Origin of the sequence: Acinetobacter indicus CIP 110367 (assembly GCF_000488255.1) — a bacterium.
Classification (GTDB): Bacteria; Pseudomonadota; Gammaproteobacteria; order Pseudomonadales; family Moraxellaceae; genus Acinetobacter; species Acinetobacter indicus.
In genome coordinates this window covers 15,046-35,356 of the sequence record NZ_KI530760.1, presented here as the reverse complement: position 1 = coordinate 35,356, position 20,311 = coordinate 15,046, and the positions used below count along the sequence as shown (strand labels likewise).

The window sequence follows — 20,311 nt, the reverse complement described above, 5'->3', positions numbered from 1 at the left end:
TTTATATATTAGAGCGTGCTTGGATGTGGATAAACTGAAAATAAATTTAAACCTGCAGAGAATAAATTTATTCACATGATCTTGTGGATAATTATGTGAATAATATTGTTTATAACTTATTTTTTATGTTTTAACAATGGGATAGCTTGTGAATAAGCCAAAATATGTACAATTACCTATTATTGAAGAAACTTAAGGCCTTTTATAAAAATCAGGCTTATTTAAAGGAAAACCGTGTTTTTGATTGACAGCTCAAGCAATGAGCACTAAAATCGCGGACCTTTATAGAAAGATCATTTTTGGAGTTTCGACATGAAACGTACATTCCAACCATCTGAATTAAAGCGTAAACGCGTTCATGGTTTCCGTGCTCGTATGGCTACTAAAGCTGGTCGTCAAGTATTAGCTCGCCGTCGTGCAAAAGGTCGTCACAGCTTAACTGTTTAATCAGTCACGCTGCATCGACTTGGGTGTTATGACATCACTTTATGGCTTCAGCACAGAGCTTCGTATACGCTGTGCTGCCGATTATAAAGATGTGTTTGATGGTGCGCTTTTTAAAGTGCATCAACCCCATTTCTTATTTCTAGCAAAACCGTCCGAACTGCTGAACAGCCGTTTGGGTATTGTTGTTGCCAAGAAAAAAGTGCGTCGTGCACACGAAAGAAATCGAGTAAAACGACTTGCTCGCGAAAGTTTTCGCCTGCATCAACAGCAATTGGCTGTACTGGATATTGTGGTGATGCCCAAAATGGGGATTGAAACAGTGCCAAATGCAGAGTTACATCAGCAATTACAATTTGCTTGGCAGAAATTGCACCGCCTTGCCAAAAAGCATTCTAAAATAGCTCCCTCCCCACATCAGTAGAGATGACCAATGGTACGTTTACTGCATTGGTTGATTCGTTTCTATCAGATTGCGATTAGTCCGCTTCTTGGACCACGTTGTCGCTATATTCCAACCTGTTCTCAATATGCCCTGGAAGCAGTCCAGATCCATGGGTCCGGACGTGGTGTGTGGCTGGCGACCAGACGTATCTGTCGTTGTCATCCGTGGGGTGGTTCGGGTTATGACCCTGTACCGGCCAAAGCAATTCGTTTTATTTCATTTCAGCAAATAGATTCTCAAACGGGTCACATTGCTGTACCCTTTCGTGAACGTTTATTGAACCAAAATCACTCTAACCACTTGGGGTAATAGATATGCAACAATGGGCCAGGATTGCAATTCTCGGGGCCATGTTTGTTGTCGCTTATTTGCTCATTTTGGCTTGGCAAAAAGATTATGGAAATGCTGAAACCCAGCCACAGCAACAGGCTGCGGTGGTTTCACATGAAGTGTCTGCAGATTTGCCAAATGGCCAAACCGCTACAGCAGCTTCTGATGTACCGCAGGCAAATATTTCAGCGCAGCAGACTCAAACCACAGATGCCACTGCACCTGTAAGTCAGCAGCTTATTTCAGTACAAACTGACCTTTATCATCTTTGGATCAATCCAAAAGGTGGTGATATTGTTCGTGTTGAATTACTCAATCATGACAAAAATAAAGACAGTGATGCACCGTTTGTAATGCTTGAAAGCGATGACAAACGTACCTATGTCGCTCAGTCAGGCCTGATTGGTCTGAATGGACCAGACAGCAGCCGTAATGGTCGTCCAAGCTATGAAGTTGAAAAATTAAGCTATAGCCTGGAAGATGCCAAAGCCGTTCAGAATCAGGACGGTGAAGCGGTGAAAGTGTTAAATGTACCAATGGTGTACAAAACTGCTGACGGTGTAGAAATTATCAAGACCTTCAGCTTCAAGCAAGGCGAATATCCGATTGTGGTCAACCACAAAGTGGTAAACCGCAGTGGCCAGAACTGGCAAGGTCAAATGTTTGGTCAGATCAAACGTGATAACTCGGATGATCCGGGTAAATCGGACCAGGGCATTTTCACTTTGGGTACCTTCCTGGGCGGCGCCTGGGGGACACCGGATGAACACTACAACAAGCTGAAATTCGACAACTTCACTGAAGAAAAACTGAATGTTGAAGCGACTGGCGGCTGGGTTGCGGTGGTACAGCACTACTTCGTGAGTGCATGGGTGCCGGGTAACCTGAAACTGACCCAGGCCGATGGCCAACCGTATAGCGCCAAGCTGGAATCGCGTAAATCAGGCGATAATATGAATATTATCGGCTTTACTTCGCCAACCATTAATGTACCGGCGGGTACAGTGGCAGAAGTCGATGCGACCTTCTATAGCGGTCCAAAAATCCAGTCAGAGCTGAAAGATCTGGCCACTGGTCTGAATCAGACTGTGGATTATGGCTGGTTATGGCCAATTGCCAAACTGCTATTTGTAGGCTTGGAATTCTTCCACGGCTTAGTGGGGAACTGGGGCTGGGCAATTATTCTGTTGACCATTCTGGTGAAGCTGATTCTGTGGCCATTATCGTCGAAGAGCTACCGTTCTATGGCGAAAATGCGTGTGATTGCACCTGAAATGCAGCGCATGAAAGAAGAGTTCGGTGAAGACCGGATGCGCTTCTCGCAAGAGATGATGGCCCTGTACAAACGTGAACAGGTCAATCCGCTGGCCGGCTGTTTACCGCTGTTACTGCAAATGCCAATCTTCCTGGCCCTGTACTGGGTACTGATGGAATCTGTAGAGCTGCGTCATGCGCCATGGTTACTCTGGATTCAGGATTTATCGGCAATGGACCCTTGGTTTATCTTGCCGCTGATCATGGGTGCGACCATGTATATCCAGCAAATGCTGAACCCGCAGCCGACCGATCCTATGCAGGCTAAAGTCTTCCGCATTATGCCAGTGATCTTTACTGTGTTCTTGCTGTTCTTCCCGGCGGGTCTGGTGTTGTACTGGATTGTCAACAACCTGATCACCATCTTGCAGCAAGGCCTGATCAACAAATCTGTTGAGAAAGACCGTGCCAAACGTGATGAAGCGACCCCAGTCAACTAAGTTGTACTGACGAGCTGAATAAATCCGCTTAAGATGATACTCTTAGGCGGATTTTTTTTGGCCCGACTTTAAGCATTGCAACAGGTGAATTTATGCTGACCCAAACCACAACAATTGCTGCGATTGCCACTCCACCCGGGCGTGGCGGTGTGGGGGTGATTCGCCTGTCTGGTCCTAAATCCTATGCCATTGCTGAAGCCTTAACCCAAAAGCAGCTGCCGAAAGCCCGTTTTGCCGGCTTCCGTCAGTTTTATGAGGCTAGCGGTGAGGTGATGGATGAAGGTTTGGTGATTTGTTTCCCTAATCCAAACTCCTTTACCGGTGAAGACGTGGTGGAACTGCAAGGTCATGGTGGCCCGGTCATTCAAAATGCCCTGCTGGCACGTTTACTGGAACTCGGTGCAACCGCGGCCAAAGCCGGTGAATTTTCCATGCGCGCCTTTGAAAATGGCAAGCTTGATCTGGTACAGGCTGAAGCGATTGCCGACCTGATTGACGCCACTTCGCAGGCCGCAGCACGTTCAGCGGTACGTTCTTTACAAGGTGCATTTTCAACCAAGGTCAATACGGTTTTAGAAAAACTGATTCATCTGCGTTTGCATGTGGAAGCAGCGATTGATTTTCCGGAAGAAGAAATTGATTTTCTGGCCGATGGCAAAATTCTGGCCCTGCTGGATGATGTTGCCAGCTCAGTCACCGCGGTACAGCAATCGGCACGTCAGGGACAATTATTACGTGAAGGCTTGCAGGTGGTGATTGCCGGTAAACCGAATGCCGGAAAATCATCTTTACTGAATGCTTTAGCCGGGATTGAACGGGCGATTGTGACCGATATTGCCGGTACCACCCGTGATGTGCTGCATGAAAAAATCACCTTAAATGGCTTGCCGATTACCCTGACCGATACCGCCGGTTTACGGGAAACCGGTGATGTGGTGGAAAAAGAAGGCATCCGCCGCGCGATTAAAGAAATTGAACAGGCCGATTTATTGCTGCTGGTGTATGACCTGAGTCAGGGTGAAGATCCGCTGCAATTGGCCCAGGAATATTTTGCCGATCATCTGGAACCCAAACGTCTGATGCTGATTGGTAATAAAGCAGATTTGACTGGTGCTGAAGCCGTTATTGGTGATTATCAGGGTTTTCGTCATATTACCATGTCGGCCAAGCAGGAAACCGGTGTTCAATCGCTCATAGATGCGATTACAGCCCATGCAGGCTTCCAGCCGGAAGAAGATACCTTCATTGCCCGAACTCGTCATTTAGACGCAATGAAGCGCACCCAGTACTATCTGGCCGAAGCGCGCGAGCAGCTGGTAGATTATCATGCCGGTGAGCTGGTGGCTGAATCCCTGCGTCTGGCGCAAAATGCCCTAGGTGAAATTACCGGAGATTTTAGTGCCGATGATCTGTTGGGTAAAATTTTCGGTTCTTTCTGTATTGGAAAATAAGCGTAGTACGCTCTGAGCTTGCTATGCATTTAAAAGCATCAGGTGTTAGCCACCTGGTGCTTTTTTATTGCTTTTTATCAGGCAATCTCGTCATTTCAGCCTAAAGGGTTTCGTATACTCTAAGGGAACAGCCTGTCACATCGTATGCGGCAGTTTACATCTTGCCATCCGCCCTTCTATTGCCCGATATTCAGGCTATGATGAGTGAATAACCTACAAGTTGTTTCAATAAAATCCTGAATGCAGTCTATAAAAACACTGCCGGAGGTGTGGCATGCTGGAGGTGGTTGATTTACGTGAGTCACTGGTTGCTTTAGTGAGTGTGCTGCAGCTGTTACTCGAGTTTATCTCGGTGGTCTGTGTAGTGATTGGTCTGGTCAAAACCTTAATGGTGCTGGTCCAGTTAAAATCCGGCCGCAGCGCGCGCTATTGTTTTGGGAACTGGCTGGCCACTGCGCTGGAGTTTCAGCTGGCCGCAGATATTCTGGCCACCACGGTCGATCCGGATATGGACAGCCTGATCAAACTGGCGATTATTGCGGTCATTCGGACCTTTTTAAACTACTTTTTAATGAAAGAGCTGGAACATCAACCCGGTACAGAGAAATAAAACTATTCAATCATCTGGTGGATGTTGATATGGTCAGCATCTGATTGGCAGCGCAGTCTGTCCGCACCCAGGATCAGGCCGAGGGTGCCTGATCATCCCCGACTCAACAGCATTAATTTAAAAGGTTAGCACTTTACGCTGCTGCCAGATCAGGCTGAGGCAAAGCAGCCCAATCAGCATGCAGAAGCTGATAATACCCACACTTAAGCCAAAATGGTCTGATAAATAACCCACCGCAATAATCGGTACAATGGTGCCCAGATAGGCAATAAACAGATAACTGGACATAATTGCAGCGCGGTTGTGCGGCTGACTCATCTGGTGAATCAGGCCAAAGGCGCCCAATAAGCTCAAGCCATGCCCAATTCCGACCAGCACATCACTGACAAAGAACAGCGGGCTCCATTGCAGCGACATACACAGTCCCAGCAGAAGCAGGCTGCCGAGCAGCGCATAGAGACCCCAGCGCAAGGCCGTGGCAGGCAGTACACTACGGGCAAAAAACTGGACGATGGCTGAAATAATTAAAATCGCAGAAATTGCTACACCACTGACCAGTGGTCCATGCCAAGGCAAAATATCCTGCACAAACGACGGCGACAGCGAAGCAAACAGGCTAAAGCCGGCAAAGGCACAAAACGCAGCGAAACTGACCAGAAAAAAAGCAGCCTGATACGGCGCATCCGGGGTTTGTAATTTGGGATAAACCGAAAAGGGCTGCTGTTCAAAGGCAGGCTGTTTTAGCTTGAACAGGCCCAGCCCACAGAAAATGGCACTGACAATCACCGGAAGATAAGGCGTGACCAGCGGTTGCTCGGCAAACTGGGCAATCACACCGCCCAGAAATGGCCCTAAACCAAAGCCAATTGCGGTAATAATCGAGCTGAGCTGCGGCGCCAGCAGCTTATGGCTATCGGGCACTACATTCATCAGCCCCAGCATGGCAGAAGTGGTAATCAGTCCGGAGGCAATCCCAATAATAAAGCGGCCGAGGCCCAAATACAGTGCTGTCGGCGCCCAGGCTGACAGTATCAGTCCAATCGTGACCAGGGCAATACCGACCTGCAAGCTGCGAACAAAACCAAAGCGGTTACTGGTTCGCCCCAGAAACAGTAAAGTGGCCAGACAACCGAACATATAGGCTACAAACAGATAGGTAATATGACTCGGCAGCAGCTGCCACAGCTCCTGATACAGGGGATATAAAGGGCTGGCCAGTGCGGTTCCAACGGTACCAATACACAGCGCCAGGCTGACCATTAAAAACGGCTGCCACGATTGAGCGTTTGACATGAGAGAATAAAAAAATACCTCAGCTTTTTAGCTCAGGTATCATGATATGAGAAAAGATCGTTTCAGTGTAAAGGCAGGAATTTTGTGGGTCAATCGAAAGATGGGCTTAGGTATAGCGTTTTAACAATTTTAAAAATTCATCCAGTTCGACTTCATTGACCTCGACCTCATCGCCAATGACATGATGGCGCAAATGCGATTCAATCAGCTCATTCATCAGCCCGTTAACCGCGCCTTTAATCGCAGCCACCTGCTGTAATACTTCGATACAGCTTTTTTCCGGATCATGGATGGACTGTTCCACCGCACTGATCTGACCTTGTAAACGCTTGATGCGATTTAAAACTTTTTTATCTGTATGTAAATGGCCCACACTTCACCTTAATTTCAAATATACTATAGGGGGGTATATTGGACGATTCTCCCCATGCAAAATCATGTTTCTCACCGTACCCATCACCATCAGTTTGATGAAGGCAATCCACTGGCCCAGAAGCGTATATTATATGCTGCGATATTAACCGGTGTCATGATGCTTTTAGAGATTATTGGCGGCTGGATTTTTAACTCGATGGCACTTCTGGCCGATGGCTGGCATATGAGCTCGCATATGCTGGCTTTGGGGCTGGCCTATGTGGCTTATCGGGCGGCGCGTCATTATGCCCAGGATGCCCGTTTTAGCTTTGGTACCTGGAAAATTGAGATTCTGGCCGGTTATAGTAGTGCGATTTTATTGCTGGTAGTGGCCGGTTTTATGGCGTTTCATTCGGTAGAACGCTTATTTTTCCCGGTTAATATTCATTATAACGAAGCCATTCCCATTGCGATTTTAGGCCTATTGGTCAACTTGATTTGTGCCTGGTTACTGCATGATGATGGTCACCATCACCATCACCATCACCATGAGTCGGGGCATGGACATGCGCATGCACATACAGCTGGAGCACATGATTTAAACCAGAAAGCTGCGTTTATGCATGTGGTGGCCGATGCTGTAACCTCCATTTTTGCCATTGTGGCCTTAATTGCCGGCAAGTTCTGGGGCTGGGATTTTCTTGATGCGGTACTGGGTATTGTGGGTTCGATTCTGGTGGCGCGCTGGGCCTGGGGCCTGATTCAGGAAACTGGACGCACCTTGCTGGATGCCGAAATGGATCATCCGGTGGTGGAAGAAATTCGCGAGGTGATTGCCGAGCTGCCAGGAATGGTCAATATCACCGATCTGCATGTCTGGAAAGTCGGTCGTGACAAGTTTTCCTGTATTCTGGCCGTAGAAACTGAAGATGAATTAAATGCCGATCAAATCCGCACGGCCCTGTCAGTGCATGAGGAAATTGTGCATGTCTCAATTGAAATTAACTCGATTCATCCGGTTTGTGTTCCACGTGAAACGTCGTTGTCGATGCTGTAGTGATTCGGTAAATTTCTCTGATAAAAGTGGAATCTTTGTCCCGATTTAAGATTAGAATCGGGCAAGGATTGATAAAGACAAGATTTCACTATGTTTAAACATGCATTCTTGCTGGGCGCGCTCGCGATGAGCTCAACGCTGGCACTGGCCAATGTCGACACCGTCAAAGCCAATTTAAAGCAGCAGCATCCAAACCTGGATATCCAGAATATTCAGGCCACTGAAATGCGCGGGATTTATAGCGGTTCAATGCAGGGTCAGGTGGTCTATCTGAATGAAGATGCCAAGCATATTCTGGCCGGTTCCATGATCCGTTTAAGCGACCAGCAGAATTTGACCAAAGCGCTGCTGGTACAACAAAACAGCATCGACTGGAAAAAACTGCCGCTACAAGATGCTTTAAAAACGGTTCGAGGGACGGGTAAACGTCAGCTAGCCATCTTTTCTGACCCAAATTGCCCGTATTGCAAACAGCTGGAAGTAGAGCTGAAAAAACTCAATGATGTCACCATTTACACCTTTATTTTACCGTTAAAGGCACAATCGGTACGCCCTTCGCAGCAGGTGTATTGTGAAGCTAATCCGGCCCAGGCCTGGGAAAACCTGATTGCCAAAGGCCTTAGCCCGCGTGCGAGCCAGCCCTGTGCCAATCCGATTCAGCGTAATCTGAAACTGGCGCAAAGCCTGGGACTAAACGGTACACCGGCCATTATTTTCTCGAATGGTTTTAAGGTGATGGGCGCCTACCCTGCTGCGCAGATCGAGCAGATTTTCAAGGAATTTGGACTCTAAGTTCAGATTGTTAAAAGTCAGATTTTAGACCATAAAAAAGCACCGGCGAATGAACGGTGCTTTTTTATTGATTTAAACGCGATGTGAGCGTTTGGATATCATGTTATAGATAAACAGAATAATCAGCGCACCAATTACTGAGGCAATAAAGCCGGCAGCTGAGTTTTCATCATACAGACCGAGGAAGCGACCGCCGTAAGTGGCCAACAGTGAACCGGCGATCCCGAGTAAGGTGGTCATAATAAAGCCTGCTTTATCATCACCTGGATGGATGGCACGGGCAATAAGACCTGCAATAAAACCAATCACGATAGCCACAATAAGTGTCCACATCTCCTGTCTCCTTCTTGTTATGGTTTATCAAGTTGAGTTGTTGCTATTTGATTTATTTTTCAGGATTTTTGAGAGGACAAACAGTAGAGTCCTGCTACAGATTGTAGCTTTTTTGTCCGCTTTGTCATAAAAAAAGTGGCTGAACGCCACTTTCTTTTGCGGTTGCTTACAGACCAATTTCACCAATAAACGGGATATGGCGATATTTCTGGTCATAGTCGAGGCCATAACCGACAATAAATTTGTCTTCCACTTCAAAGCCCAGGAATTTAACTTCCAGTTCAATTTCACGGCGTGACGGTTTGCTGACCAGCGTGCACAGCTCAATCGAGTTTGGTTCGCGGGTTTGTAAAATTTCCAGTACTTTGCTCAGGGTATTGCCAGAGTCAATAATATCTTCTACCACCAGCACATCTTTGCCACGAATTTCGCCGTCGAGGTCTTTCAGGATTTTTACATCACGCGAAGACAGGGTACCGCCGCCATAACTTGAAACAGTCATAAAGTCCAGTTCATGCGGTTTTTCAATGGCCCGGCATAAATCGGCCATAAACAGCACAGAACCACGCAGTAAACCGATTAACACCAGCTCCTTGTCGCTATTGGCATAATGCGCATTAATCTGTTTACCAAGTTCTTGAACTTTCGCATGAATTTCTTCAGCAGAAATCAATACTTTCATATCAACGGTCATGGGTAGATTCCTAAAAGAGCAAAAAATAAAAAAGGTGTTGACCTGCAACACCCCAAAATATGCCTTAATTTTAATACATCTTGCGGTCAGATGCATCCTCTTTGCTGTCTAAAAAAACAGCATTTTTGACCGGGTGGTCTCTTTTCAGCAATAAGGCCAGACCAATTAGCGTGAGCGCCACCCGCCATTTCGGTTGCGCCCGGCGTATAGGTTTAGTCGCGGACATAGGCACATTGTCCATAAATATAGGTGGCCTGAATATTACGTTCATCGCCCAGAGTCATTAGCGCAAACAGGCTGTCTTCTAGGCCTTTGCTGTGCTGCTGGCGCAGGGTCTGCAAGGCGGTGGCGTTTAGATCCAGCACAATAAAGTCGGCTTCTTTACCGACATTGAAATTGCCGAGCTTGTCATCCAGATCCAGTGCTTTGGCACCGCCTAAAGTGGCATGATACAGCGCTTCATAGGCCGACAGGTTTTGCTCAAGTAGCTGCTGGACTTTATAGGCTTCGCTAATGGTGCGCAGCTGGCTAAACGAGGTCCCTGCCCCGATGTCGGTGCCCAGGCCCATTTTGACCTGTTTCTGCCAGGTCTGATGAATCGGGAACAGGCCACTGCCCAGGAACAGGTTGGAGGTCGGACAAAAGGCAATCGCGGAATCGGTCTGGTGCATACAGTCCCACTCCTGCTCTTCCAGATGCACACAATGTGCAAATACCGAACGTGAACCGGTCAGCCCATAATGATGATAGACATCTAGATAGCCCTGCTGCTCCGGGAACAAGCTTTTGACCCAGGCAATTTCATTTTTGTTTTCACTTAAATGGGTATGTAAATACACATCCGGATATTCAGCTTTCAGCTGCTGCGCTTTTTCCAGTTGTGCCGGCGTTGAGGTCGGTGCAAAACGCGGGGTAATCGCATATAAATTACGGCCTTTGCCATGCCACTTTTCAATCAGTGCTTTAGATTCCTGATAGGCGCGTTCTGGCGTGTCACAGAGTTCCTCGGGTGCATGACGGTCCATCAGCACTTTACCGGCAATCAGGCGCATCTGGTGCTGTTCTGCGGCTTCAAACAGGGCATCGACAGATTCAGGATGCACGGTACAGAACACCAGTGCCGTGGTGGTGCCATTTTTCAGTAGTTCCTGCACAAAAAATGCGGCTATCTTGTCGGCGTAGCTTTTATCGGCAAACTGCATTTCGGTTGGAAAGGTATAGGTATTCAGCCATTCCAGCAGCTGGGTGCCATAGGCGCCCACCATTTCGGTTTGTGGGAAATGAATATGGGTATCAATGAAGCCGGGTATAATCAGCTGATCGGGATAATGCTGCACCGAAACACCAGCCGGAATATGCACCTGCCCCTCTTCCCATGGACCAAACCAGTGAATTTTCCCGTATTGGGTAATTAATAAACCATCTTCTACATAGCGCACTTGGTCGTGAATATCACGCGCTTGGGCAACTGTATTCTGAATATCGAGGAAGCGGCCGCGTATTGCCGTCGTTGCAATGACAGAAGACATGAAAAACCTGCACTTGTTTAATTTTTTCGGTTGATTGTAGCTGAAAAGCGCTGCCCTGTATGGAAAATCCAACATTCAGTCACAGACATCGGGTGTCATGCAAAACTGTTGCCAGTTTTGGGGAAACACAAGATGTCCACTGGGTCAACTCTAGAATATTCAGTTAAATCGCGTTCTTATACGCTGATATTCAAGAGTAAGTCCTGAATGTAGAAAATAAAAAAAGCCCGTATGCAACGGGCTTTTTGATCAATCAGTCCACTTTAGAGCGTGGTTTCATGATGCTTGCGGCTATGACGAATCGACAAGATCGCAGTCACTGTCAAGACAATCACAATAAAGCTCAGTGAAATCCAGATCGGCATATGGAATACATCCAGCATCAGCATCTTAAAGCCGATAAAGACCAGAATTAAACCTAGGCCATAAGGCAGATAATGCATTTTTGAGGCGGCACCTGAGAGCAGGAAGAACATTGCACGCAGGCCTAAAATTGCCATCAGGTTGGCAGTAAGCACAATGAAGGGGTCGGTGGTGACAGCAAAAATAGCAGGAATAGAATCGACTGCGAAGATCACATCAGAGGCTTCGACCAGAATCAGCACCAAGAATAACGGCGTTGCCCAAAGCAAACCATTTTGACGGACAAAGAATTTATCGCCCTGAAGTTGCGGGGTGATACGCATATGTTTACGTAGCCATTTCAGAATGGCCATATCTTCAATATTGCTGTCTTCTTCATGCTGACCACGCAGGAATTTGAAGCCGGTATACACCAGGAACGCACCGAAAAGATACAGAATCCAGGAGAATTCCTGTACAAACCAGGCACCAATAAAAATAAAGATGGTTCTGAGCACAATTGCACCCAGTACGCCATACAACAGCAATTTACGTTGTAACGCTGGTGGAATGGCAAAGGCGGCAAAGATCATCAGCCAGACAAAGACATTATCAATTGCCAAGGATTTTTCCAGCAGATAACCAGCAAAGTATTCCATGACCTTGGTATTGGCAATTGCCGCACCTGCAGTCTGCTCCAGATACAGCCATAATCCACCACCAAATAAAGTCGCGACACTGACCCAGGCAATACTCCAGTAGGCAGCAGTACGGACTTTGACTTCCTGATGTTTAAAGCCGACAAAATCGATCACCAGCATGACGGCGACAATTGCGAAAAAGACAAGATACAGCCAGAGCGTACCAATTGTTTCCATGTGAATTCTCCACATCGGACGACTGGCCATAAAAAAACCTTGACCAGCTGCCAGATGAAAAACATCTATAACAACATGATCAAGGTCTTGCCTACATCTTAGTGTTTCACTTTTTTATATCAAGTGTGACCTAAAGATGCTCAGATACCGACTTTTTGCAAAGTGTAATGACGATATTCTGACACGTTAAAACCAGTGAGTCTCATCTGGCTTTTAACGCTTGGAGGAGGCTACTCCCCTTGTTCAACAATTCTGTGTTGGGGGAATGCCCCAAAGTCGACATAGAATTGCATATTTTTAAGTAAAGTGCAATTAGGCTTATTTAAACGGATCGCGAGATTTTTCCTTATAGATTGAAATGCCGAGATAAATGGCTAAACCTAACAGCAACAAAATAATGATGAAAAAAAGATCTATGGTCAGAAATGTTTCAATGTATTAAAAATGTAATGAATTATATCTGTGTTTTAATTAAAAACCTAGTCATGTTTCACAGATCATAAAAAATGTAAGTCGCACTTTTCTTTTCTGTCTTTTTCTGTGAATAAAGCAGATACTGACTATTCCAGATAGGAGGATATGATAAAAATGATGGTGCAACACGAAAACAATGACAGCAAAGGGGCCTTTTTTGTTGAAGCCAATGGCGAGCGTCTGGCAGAGATGACCTATTCACGCGCCGGCGAAGATAAAATCATTATTGACCATACCACGGTCAGTGAACAGTTACGTGGTCAGGGCGTGGGACGTCACTTAGTTGAAGCTGCGGTCAATTATGCCCGCGAACAGCAGATCAAGATTGTACCGCTCTGCCCTTATGCCAAAGCGGCTTTTGAAAAAGACCCGTCGATTCAGGATGTACTTCAACCCTAATTCATCAGGTGACACATAAACTTTAAGGCAGGACAGCAATGGATATTCAACATCAAGAGGCAAAACGTGGCGGCGCATTTTTTATTGAACGAGATGGACAGCGGATTGCTGAAATTACCTATCAATGGCAAGACACGCATAAAATTGTCGCCGACCATACGTGGGTAGATGATTCATTGCGTGGCCAAGGCATTGCCCGCCAATTGCTGGATGTACTGGTCGAGTTTGCCCGGGAAAAACAGCTCAAGATTGTACCGGTCTGTTCTTATGTTGAAGTCATGTTTCGACGCGAGCCCAGCCTGGCTGATGTCGCCGCTTAAATCTGGCGCTTGAACCCGCCACCGACTTTGGAGCGTCAGCCAATATATAAAAACCACGAGCATGAACTCGTGGTTTTTGATTGCCGATAAAGACCTTAGTTGTAATCAATGATCACTTTCAGGGCTTTTTCATCTGAAGCGTGTTTAAATACCTCATAAGCCTTCTCAAACTGGTCAAATTTAAAATGATGGGTGGCCAGACGTTCCATCGGCAGTTTGCCGGCACAGCAGCTTTTGAGCAGCATGCCGGTGGTATTAGCATTGACCAGACCGGTGGTAATGGTCAGGTTCTTAATCCACAGTTTATTTAACTCGAAATTCACCGATTTGCCGTGTACCCCGACGTTGGCCAAATGACCGCCCTCTTTGACGACATGCTGGCAAATATTCCAGGTGGCTTCTACCCCCACGGCTTCCATGGCGCAATCGACCCCGCGGCCATCGGTAATTTCCAGAATACGCTGAATGGCATCTTCTTTGGTCGAGTTAATGGTATGGGTCGCGCCAAGTTCTTTGGCCATGGCCAAGCGGTTATCATCCATATCTACTGCAATAATCTGCGCCGGTGAATTGAATTGTGCGGTCAGCAGACAACCCATCCCGATCGGGCCGGTACCAATAATGGCAATGGTATCGCCGGGTTTGACATTGCCATATTGCACGCCAATTTCATGCGAAGTCGGCAACACATCCGATGAAAAATACCGCGACTTCTTCATTCAGTCCTTCCGGCAGCGGATACAGCGAGGTATCAGCAAATGGGGTGCGTACATATTTGGCATGGGTACTGTCAATCATATAGCCCATGATCCAGCCACCTTCATTGCGGCAGTGCGCATAGAGCTGTTTCTGGCAGTTTTCAGTTTTCACAGGTACCGCAGCGGCTGATGCAGGAAATAATCACCCGGTCACCCGGTTTGAAATTTTTGACCGCCGTACCGACTTCTTCGACAATCCCGATCCCTTCATGGCCGAGAATACGGCCATCAAACTGGCCGGTTTTTTCGATTGCGGTGCTATGAACTACTCGGAGCTAAAGCAACCGAGTTTCCGTAGTGCAACCTAAGTTGCACACATCTCTTTTGACGCTTCTACGGTACTGCGAAAAGAAGCTTTGACACCTCTAGTCGTCTTACGAATACCTCTGCGCCCACTAGATGACAAATGATTGTCATCCAACAGCGTTCCACTGTCTAAAATTAAATTAATCGCCCTGTTCTTAATAACAACTGATGCATTGTGATCTGCATTGTCAATGTGTCCACAACTCACGCATTTAAACTTGTCTTGGCTTTTGCGATTGTCGGGGTGAGTGTGACCGCATAAAGCGCACTCTTGACTTGTATAAGAAGCATTGATGGTAAATACCGCTTTACCTAGCTTAACTGCTTTGTAAGCTAGGAATGATGCAATTCTATGCCAACCCACGTTCAGAATAGATTTGTTTAACCCTGCTTTAGCTTTAGCCTTATTAGGAATAAATCGACCTGATTCATCGATCTTTGGTAAAGGCTTTTTAGTCATGCTCTTGGTATTTAATTTTTCAAAGATAAATACCTTAGCTAAACCATTAACTAGGCTATGACTTGTCTTATGAGCAAAGTCCTTGCGAATATTGGCTTTCTTAGAGTGATGCACCGCAATTCGATGTTTAGTCTTAGCTCTTCGGTTTGAGCCTTTTACTTGTCGAGCGAGTTTTCTTTGCAGTCGCTTAATGTAGCGATCTGCTTTTGTTAAATGATTCTTTTGTTCTTTAGAGAAATCGAATTCTTCATAGCCTGCATGAACAGGGATTGTGACACCACGATCTATACCCACCACTATTTTTTGTAGTTGTTCTTCGTCCATGCCCTGCAAATGATCTAACTGTCTTTTGGCGTATTTTTTAGCATCGAATTTCTTACCGTCAAACTCTTGAATCTCAACACCATCTTCATAGCAGAAAGAAACGAAATATTGACCACGCTCTTTGCGAATATAAAGGGATTTCGGTTCTTTGAAGTTAGCATGAGCCTTAAAACTTAATGAGCCTATATTAAATTTTTTACCACCGATATATAGCTTGCGCTTATTTCTTTCCGTGCGAAACTCGAATAAATCAGAGGTTAAATGAATCGAACCTTTATCTGTCTTCTTTTTACGTTTTGGTCGCCCACATAAACCTTTAATAGATTTTTTGAGTGTGTTGTACCAATTAACGGTTGAGTTCTTTTGTATTGTACTAGGGCAGTTTGCAAGCCATGAACTAATCTCATCTGATTTAAAGTGAGCGTATTTTTGATCTTGGGTTTCATAATAGTGATCAAAAGTTGCAAACTTACGGGCAAATCCTCGAAAGTATTTATCCTCATCGCATTTGGCATTCCAAACGAAACGAGCACAACCCATCCACTGACTTAAAATCAGCTTTTGATGTTGTGTTGGGTATGCTCTTAATTGGATGCCTGTTAGCAATTGAAAAACCTCTAGGTGTTGAGGTTATTTTAACTTAAAATAAGGTTAAAGTAAATCTAGTATGAGGATAAGATGTACGAGTGGAGAACAGGTAGATCATGCATTTATAAAAACATTGTTCACTTAGTATTTGTTACGAAATACAGAAGAGATGTATTAACAAAAGACATGCTTTCCTCCCTAAAAGAGATTATGGAAGAAACCTGTTTGCAAATGGATTGTGAGCTTATTGAGTTTAATGGTGAAGATGATCACATCCACCTGCTTGTAAGTGTTCATCCAAAGCACTCAGTTTCCAACCTAGTTGGAAAACTGAAAGGGAAAAGTTCTTATGTTTTAAGGCGTTCATTTTGGGATGAAGTTAAGGAAAAACTATGGGGCAATCACTTTTGGTCACCTAGTTACTGCGCTGTATCCTGTGGTGGCGCAAGTTTGGATGTAGTGAAAAAATACATTGAAGAACAAAGAATACCAACGTCAGAAAAAAATGCTAAAAAGTCCATGTCATTAAAAAAGAGCTAACTCGCCCTTAAAAGAGTGAGAATGCGCTCTTTATGCTTGTTCAAAACGGATATCATTGGCGCCATGATAAACCATGGCTTGCATTGTCTGGGACATGGTGGTCATCCTCTTGTTGTGCTTATTGTGGGACAGCCTGCGCCTATTCACCTCATCAGGAACCGTGATGGCACAGGATGTGATCGTTCTAACTGAACAGGAGTTGATGACAAGTTCATCTCTAAAAAACCGTTTTTATTCATATATTTATATTTATTTTAATCTATTGAATTGTATGACAATAAAACAGGGCTGCAGTATTCTAACTACAGCCCCGTTGAATGATGTTTCAGGTCAATAAACGTGCTTAAGCCGATTTTAATGCGCTTAATAATTTCTGGTGCAGACCACCAAAACCGCCATTAGACATGATCACCACCGCATCGCCCTCGCCTGCTTCCTGGCTGACGGTATGAATAATGTCATCCAGCGTCCGGGCAATTTTGGCCTTGTTTGGTGCCGCAGCCACCACCGGTTGTAAATCCCAGTCCAGTCCTTCCGGTTGATACCAGATTACTTCATCGGCCAGACGCGCTGAATGTGCCAGTCCATCTTTATGGCTGCCCATACGCATGGTATTGGAACGAGGCTCAATAATCGCCCACAGTTTACGTTCACCTAAACGTTTGCGCGCGCCTTCCAGGGTGGTGTCAATTGCCGTCGGATGATGGGCAAAGTCATCATAGACCTCAATGCCGCGTACGGTATCGAGCAGTTCCATACGGCGTTTTACCCCGCCGAAATTGGACAAGGCCGCACAGGCCGTTTCAATCGATACACCAACATGCGCCGCCGCGGCAATGGTTGCCAGGGCATTGGCCACTGAATGCTGGCCGGTCATGTTCCAGCAGACTTCGCCCTGAACCACACCATCTTGCAGCACTTTAAAATGTGAGCCATCGGCCTGTAACTGCTCGGCAGATAGCGCGGCCTGGGCATGTGCAGTCAGTGAGGTGCGGACCACCGGTGTCCAGCAGCCCATTTCCAGCACTTCATCAATATGGGTTTCGGTAACCGGTGCAATAATGCAGCCTTCACTTGGAATGGTACGCACCAGATGATGGAACTGTTTTTGAATCGCCGCCAGATCATCAAAGATATCGGCATGGTCAAACTCCAGGTTATTTAAAATGGCAGTTTTCGGATGGTAATGCACGAACTTGGAACGCTTGTCAAAGAAAGCAGAATCGTATTCATCGGCTTCGACACAGAAGTATTTGCCACCACCTAAACGCGCGCTTTCTTTAAAGCCAAGCGGAACGCCGCCAATCAAAAAGCCCGGTTCCAGACCGGCCTGATCCAGCACCCAGGCCAGCATGGTGGTGGTGGTGGTTTTACCATGGGTGCCGGCCACGCCCAGAACATGCTTGCCTTGCAGCACATGATCGGCCAGGAATTGTGGACCTGAAACATAAGGCAGACCGACATTTAGCATATATTCCACCCCATCAATACCACGTTTCATGGCATTACCGACAATCACCAAGTCCGGATGCGGCTGTAAATGGCTGCGGTCATAGCCCTGCATTAAGGTAATGCCTGCATTTTCCAGTTGGGTCGACATCGGCGGATAAACATTCTGGTCGGAACCGGTCACGGTATGTCCCAGATCACGCGCCAACAAGGCCAGAGAGCCCATAAAAGTGCCACAAATACCCAAAATATGCAGATGCATCCGCTGTTACTCCACTGCGTGTAGGACCGTACCATTCTTGTTGATGGCCTGGTCATGATGTATTTAATTGTCAGCAACGATAGCAAGGCTGTTTCGGAAAAGATAGTCATTCTTGTAGGGATTCGTTGACTGGAATCCGAAAAAATCAGGCATTTTCCAGGCGGATGCTGACCGTGAAAAAAATCCGCACGGCTGCACTGCTTTTTTGGCCTGAAACCGTACAATAGGCTGACATTTTCTGGATACTGCCGCCTATGTCCTTCCCTTTACTGCTGTTAATTATTTCCAACTGTTTTATGACTTTGGCCTGGTATGGACATCTGAAATTTTTGCATGGCGCGCCGCTGTGGCAGGCCATTTTATTTGGCTGGATGATTGCCCTGCTCGAATACGCCTTTATGATTCCGGCCACGCGCTTGCTGGCCCAGCATGGCTGGTCACTTGGGCAAATGAAAATTACCCAGGAAGTGGTGACCCTGCTGGTCTTTGTGCCGTTTATGCTGTATCTGTTCAAGCAGCCGTTTAAACTGGATTATCTCTGGGCCGGTTTATGCCTGCTCGGTTGTGTTTACTTCGTTTTTCGCAGCAGTTAAGTCTTATTCAGGCTGTGGCAGATGCGGAAAAAGCGCGGCGAAATCCGCTTGAATCAGCGCCCGTTCTGGTGCGAAATCAAAGTGATGTAAACAGCGTTGTAGCACCTGCATCGCCATCTGCGTGGCCGCCTGTCTGAGTTCCGGTTCCGGCACATTCTGCGCAATCATCGACAGGCATTTCAACAGGCGCTGATTTAACTCCAGATTCTGGGCACAATCGCGGGCCAGCGGCATAAAGCTGCCATAAATCAGGTCTTGCAGATCAAAGCACTCAATACTGAGATGCGGATAATCACAGCGCGTCGCCTCCGGGTCCGGGCGACTGTCAATCAGAATCCGGGTCAGCGCATTCAGCGCGCTAATGCCGGACCCGACATCATTAATTGCACTCGACATGGCTTTTTGCCCGACCTCACTCATCACCAGCAGACAAAAACGCGGATCCTGTAGAAAACTGCGATTGGTTTCAATAATCAGATGCTGCAGAATCTGATCGCGGATCTGCTGTTGCTGTTCTTCGGACAGCGCCTGCGGGCTATAGACCTCGACCAGCGCAGTCATCGGATCTAAAAATTTGCCCGGCATAGATGGCAGATGTAAATGCAGTTGCTGCTGCGCGGCAATCTGCTCCAGTCCGGCCAGATCGACATGGTTAAAATAGCCGGTTGTGCTGCTATAGACGCAAAAGCTGGGCGCAAAGGCAGGCTTCTGCCCTGTTGCCCCCAAATCCGGTTGATGCCGGAACTGGCCCAAGGCCTTTTTGGCCGCAGTTTCAATCTTGTCGATGGTGGTGGTTAAATTGCCGAGTTTGGACAGGGTTTGTACCCAGTGAATCAGGGTATAAATCAGGTACATCAGCACCAGAATGGTACTGATAAACAGCACAAAACGTCCGGATGGACCGTAGTACTCCAGCCCCAGGGCAATTTTGGCAATCACTGCATAAATAAAAGCGGAAATAAAACTGGAAATGGCCAGCCGGGTGTTGTCATCGCTCATCATCAAGCTATAGGCACGTGGTGTGCCGCTGCTTGAAGCCGAAGCAAAAGCTGCCACCATAATCGACAATGAGAAGGTCGTCACTGCCAGCATGCTGGAGGCAATAATATCCAGCAAGCTGCCCAAGGTGTCGATGCTGATATTCGGTACCGTACTGGCCGGAATAAAATACTGGCTGGCGATGGCAAATAATGAAAAAAATGTCGCAAAGATGGCACCCAGCGCCGGCATCAGCCATAAGTTTTCTGAAGGGTTTTGTAGCCAGATTTTAAGTTTGAACCACATGGAAACTGCCCTGAAAATATCTTTAATCTAATCTTAAGTTATTCATTACAAAAAGCTTTATCTTGATAGTTATAGCGTTTTTTTCACCGCTGTATGTCCTCTTTTTGTATTTTTGGCCTATTGCCATCATTGTATTTTCTTCAGTTTTACAAACAGATAATTTTAATCTTTATTCTTGCGCCGAACTTTAGCCAGCCGGTTTTTCAGTCTATAATACGGAGCTTATTCATTAAAGCTTGGCTCTCGTC

Annotated in this window: 25 protein-coding genes; 12 read left to right on the top strand and 13 right to left on the bottom strand. The window is 46.4% G+C overall.

All coding sequences use genetic code 11. The annotated features are described in order from the left end of the window. Nucleotides 1–312 precede the first annotated feature (312 nt). From rpmH to P253_RS15085, 6 genes are all read left to right on the top strand, one after another. Nucleotides 313–447 carry a 50S ribosomal protein L34 gene (gene rpmH / locus P253_RS15110; protein WP_000831329.1) on the top strand — a complete coding sequence of 45 codons (135 nt, stop codon included), beginning with the start codon at nt 313–315 and terminating at the stop codon, nt 445–447. A gap of 28 nt (nt 448–475) precedes the next feature. Beyond that, nucleotides 476–868 (top strand): ribonuclease P protein component, encoded by a 393-nt coding sequence (gene rnpA / locus P253_RS15105; protein ID WP_005181120.1) that lies wholly within the window; start codon nt 476–478, stop codon nt 866–868. Between the two features lie 9 nt (nt 869–877). After that, the gene (yidD, locus tag P253_RS15100) at nt 878–1,198 is read left to right on the top strand and encodes a membrane protein insertion efficiency factor YidD (RefSeq protein ID WP_016659769.1); all 321 of its coding nucleotides are present in this window, start codon (nt 878–880) and stop codon (nt 1,196–1,198) included. A gap of 5 nt (nt 1,199–1,203) precedes the next feature. After that, a complete protein-coding gene (yidC, locus tag P253_RS15095) occupies nt 1,204–2,973 on the top strand; it encodes a membrane protein insertase YidC (RefSeq protein ID WP_005181113.1) in 1,770 nt (589 codons plus the stop codon). 95 nt (nt 2,974–3,068) lie between these two features. Further along, nucleotides 3,069–4,424 carry a tRNA uridine-5-carboxymethylaminomethyl(34) synthesis GTPase MnmE gene (mnmE, locus tag P253_RS15090; RefSeq protein WP_162182852.1) on the top strand — a complete coding sequence of 452 codons (1,356 nt, stop codon included), beginning with the start codon at nt 3,069–3,071 and terminating at the stop codon, nt 4,422–4,424. 274 nt (nt 4,425–4,698) lie between these two features. Then, nucleotides 4,699–5,034 (top strand): DUF1622 domain-containing protein, encoded by a 336-nt coding sequence (locus P253_RS15085; RefSeq protein WP_005181102.1) that lies wholly within the window; start codon nt 4,699–4,701, stop codon nt 5,032–5,034. 117 nt (nt 5,035–5,151) lie between these two features. Here the strand turns inward: P253_RS15085 and P253_RS15080 are convergent, their stop codons facing one another. Both P253_RS15080 and P253_RS15075 read right to left on the bottom strand, forming a co-directional pair. Next, a complete protein-coding gene (locus tag P253_RS15080) occupies nt 5,152–6,327 on the bottom strand; it encodes an MFS transporter (RefSeq protein WP_434057934.1) in 1,176 nt (391 codons plus the stop codon). Between the two features lie 106 nt (nt 6,328–6,433). Continuing rightward, nucleotides 6,434–6,700 (bottom strand): metal/formaldehyde-sensitive transcriptional repressor, encoded by a 267-nt coding sequence (locus P253_RS15075; RefSeq protein WP_005181098.1) that lies wholly within the window; start codon nt 6,698–6,700, stop codon nt 6,434–6,436. 54 nt (nt 6,701–6,754) lie between these two features. Here P253_RS15075 and dmeF point away from each other — a divergent pair, with 54 nt between their 5' ends. After that, nucleotides 6,755–7,738, top strand: coding sequence for a CDF family Co(II)/Ni(II) efflux transporter DmeF (dmeF, locus tag P253_RS15070; RefSeq protein WP_016659771.1), 984 nt, complete (start codon nt 6,755–6,757; stop codon nt 7,736–7,738). A 90-nt stretch (nt 7,739–7,828) separates the two neighbouring features. Continuing rightward, a complete protein-coding gene (locus tag P253_RS15065; protein ID WP_016659772.1) occupies nt 7,829–8,530 on the top strand; it encodes a DsbC family protein in 702 nt (233 codons plus the stop codon). A 72-nt stretch (nt 8,531–8,602) separates the two neighbouring features. Here P253_RS15065 and P253_RS15060 read toward each other — a convergent pair whose 3' ends face one another. From P253_RS15060 to P253_RS15045, 5 genes are all read right to left on the bottom strand, one after another. Continuing rightward, entirely contained in the window at nt 8,603–8,863 is a 261-nt protein-coding gene (locus P253_RS15060; protein ID WP_005181091.1) for a GlsB/YeaQ/YmgE family stress response membrane protein, read from the bottom strand. 166 nt (nt 8,864–9,029) lie between these two features. Beyond that, entirely contained in the window at nt 9,030–9,557 is a 528-nt protein-coding gene (hpt, locus tag P253_RS15055) for a hypoxanthine phosphoribosyltransferase (RefSeq protein WP_016659773.1), read from the bottom strand. Between the two features lie 70 nt (nt 9,558–9,627). Continuing rightward, nucleotides 9,628–9,783, bottom strand: a complete 156-nt coding sequence (locus P253_RS15935) for a hypothetical protein (RefSeq protein ID WP_005181085.1) — start codon at nt 9,781–9,783, stop codon at nt 9,628–9,630. Next, a complete protein-coding gene (guaD, locus tag P253_RS15050) occupies nt 9,770–11,086 on the bottom strand; it encodes a guanine deaminase (RefSeq protein ID WP_016659774.1) in 1,317 nt (438 codons plus the stop codon). Before guaD ends, P253_RS15935 begins: the two co-directional genes overlap by 14 nt. Nucleotides 11,087–11,349: 263 nt before the next feature. Continuing rightward, nucleotides 11,350–12,306, bottom strand: a complete 957-nt coding sequence (locus P253_RS15045) for a TerC family protein (protein ID WP_005181081.1) — start codon at nt 12,304–12,306, stop codon at nt 11,350–11,352. A gap of 588 nt (nt 12,307–12,894) precedes the next feature. Between P253_RS15045 and P253_RS15040 the strand changes: the two genes are divergently transcribed. Beyond that, nucleotides 12,895–13,179 (top strand): GNAT family N-acetyltransferase, encoded by a 285-nt coding sequence (locus P253_RS15040; RefSeq protein WP_016659775.1) that lies wholly within the window; start codon nt 12,895–12,897, stop codon nt 13,177–13,179. Between the two features lie 38 nt (nt 13,180–13,217). Further along, nucleotides 13,218–13,499: a GNAT family N-acetyltransferase gene (locus P253_RS15035; RefSeq protein WP_016659776.1), complete on the top strand. Its 282-nt coding sequence runs from the start codon at nt 13,218–13,220 to the stop codon at nt 13,497–13,499. Nucleotides 13,500–13,594: 95 nt separating this feature from the next. Here the strand turns inward: P253_RS15035 and P253_RS15030 are convergent, their stop codons facing one another. The 4 genes from P253_RS15030 to P253_RS15025 all read right to left on the bottom strand — a co-directional run bounded on the left by P253_RS15030 (nt 13,595) and on the right by P253_RS15025 (nt 15,953). Continuing rightward, nucleotides 13,595–14,218: a zinc-binding dehydrogenase gene (locus tag P253_RS15030; RefSeq protein ID WP_016659777.1), complete on the bottom strand. Its 624-nt coding sequence runs from the start codon at nt 14,216–14,218 to the stop codon at nt 13,595–13,597. Next, the gene (locus P253_RS16090) at nt 14,169–14,369 is read right to left on the bottom strand and encodes a hypothetical protein (RefSeq protein WP_303620901.1); all 201 of its coding nucleotides are present in this window, start codon (nt 14,367–14,369) and stop codon (nt 14,169–14,171) included. Before P253_RS16090 ends, P253_RS15030 begins: the two co-directional genes overlap by 50 nt. Beyond that, the gene (locus tag P253_RS16130; protein WP_409360285.1) at nt 14,359–14,454 is read right to left on the bottom strand and encodes an alcohol dehydrogenase catalytic domain-containing protein; all 96 of its coding nucleotides are present in this window, start codon (nt 14,452–14,454) and stop codon (nt 14,359–14,361) included. Before P253_RS16130 ends, P253_RS16090 begins: the two co-directional genes overlap by 11 nt. A gap of 107 nt (nt 14,455–14,561) precedes the next feature. Continuing rightward, entirely contained in the window at nt 14,562–15,953 is a 1,392-nt protein-coding gene (locus P253_RS15025) for an RNA-guided endonuclease InsQ/TnpB family protein (protein WP_016659779.1), read from the bottom strand. A gap of 72 nt (nt 15,954–16,025) precedes the next feature. Here P253_RS15025 and tnpA point away from each other — a divergent pair, with 72 nt between their 5' ends. Further along, nucleotides 16,026–16,475: an IS200/IS605 family transposase gene (gene tnpA, locus P253_RS15020; protein ID WP_016659780.1), complete on the top strand. Its 450-nt coding sequence runs from the start codon at nt 16,026–16,028 to the stop codon at nt 16,473–16,475. A 343-nt stretch (nt 16,476–16,818) separates the two neighbouring features. Here the strand turns inward: tnpA and mpl are convergent, their stop codons facing one another. Beyond that, a complete protein-coding gene (mpl, locus tag P253_RS15015) occupies nt 16,819–18,186 on the bottom strand; it encodes a UDP-N-acetylmuramate:L-alanyl-gamma-D-glutamyl-meso-diaminopimelate ligase (RefSeq protein ID WP_016659782.1) in 1,368 nt (455 codons plus the stop codon). 254 nt (nt 18,187–18,440) lie between these two features. Between mpl and P253_RS15010 the strand changes: the two genes are divergently transcribed. After that, nucleotides 18,441–18,779: a DMT family protein gene (locus tag P253_RS15010; protein WP_005181069.1), complete on the top strand. Its 339-nt coding sequence runs from the start codon at nt 18,441–18,443 to the stop codon at nt 18,777–18,779. A 3-nt stretch (nt 18,780–18,782) separates the two neighbouring features. On the opposite strand, the gene P253_RS15005 is transcribed toward P253_RS15010, so the two are convergent. Continuing rightward, the gene (locus P253_RS15005) at nt 18,783–20,063 is read right to left on the bottom strand and encodes a DUF2254 domain-containing protein (protein ID WP_005181067.1); all 1,281 of its coding nucleotides are present in this window, start codon (nt 20,061–20,063) and stop codon (nt 18,783–18,785) included. Nucleotides 20,064–20,311: the final 248 nt, after the last annotated feature.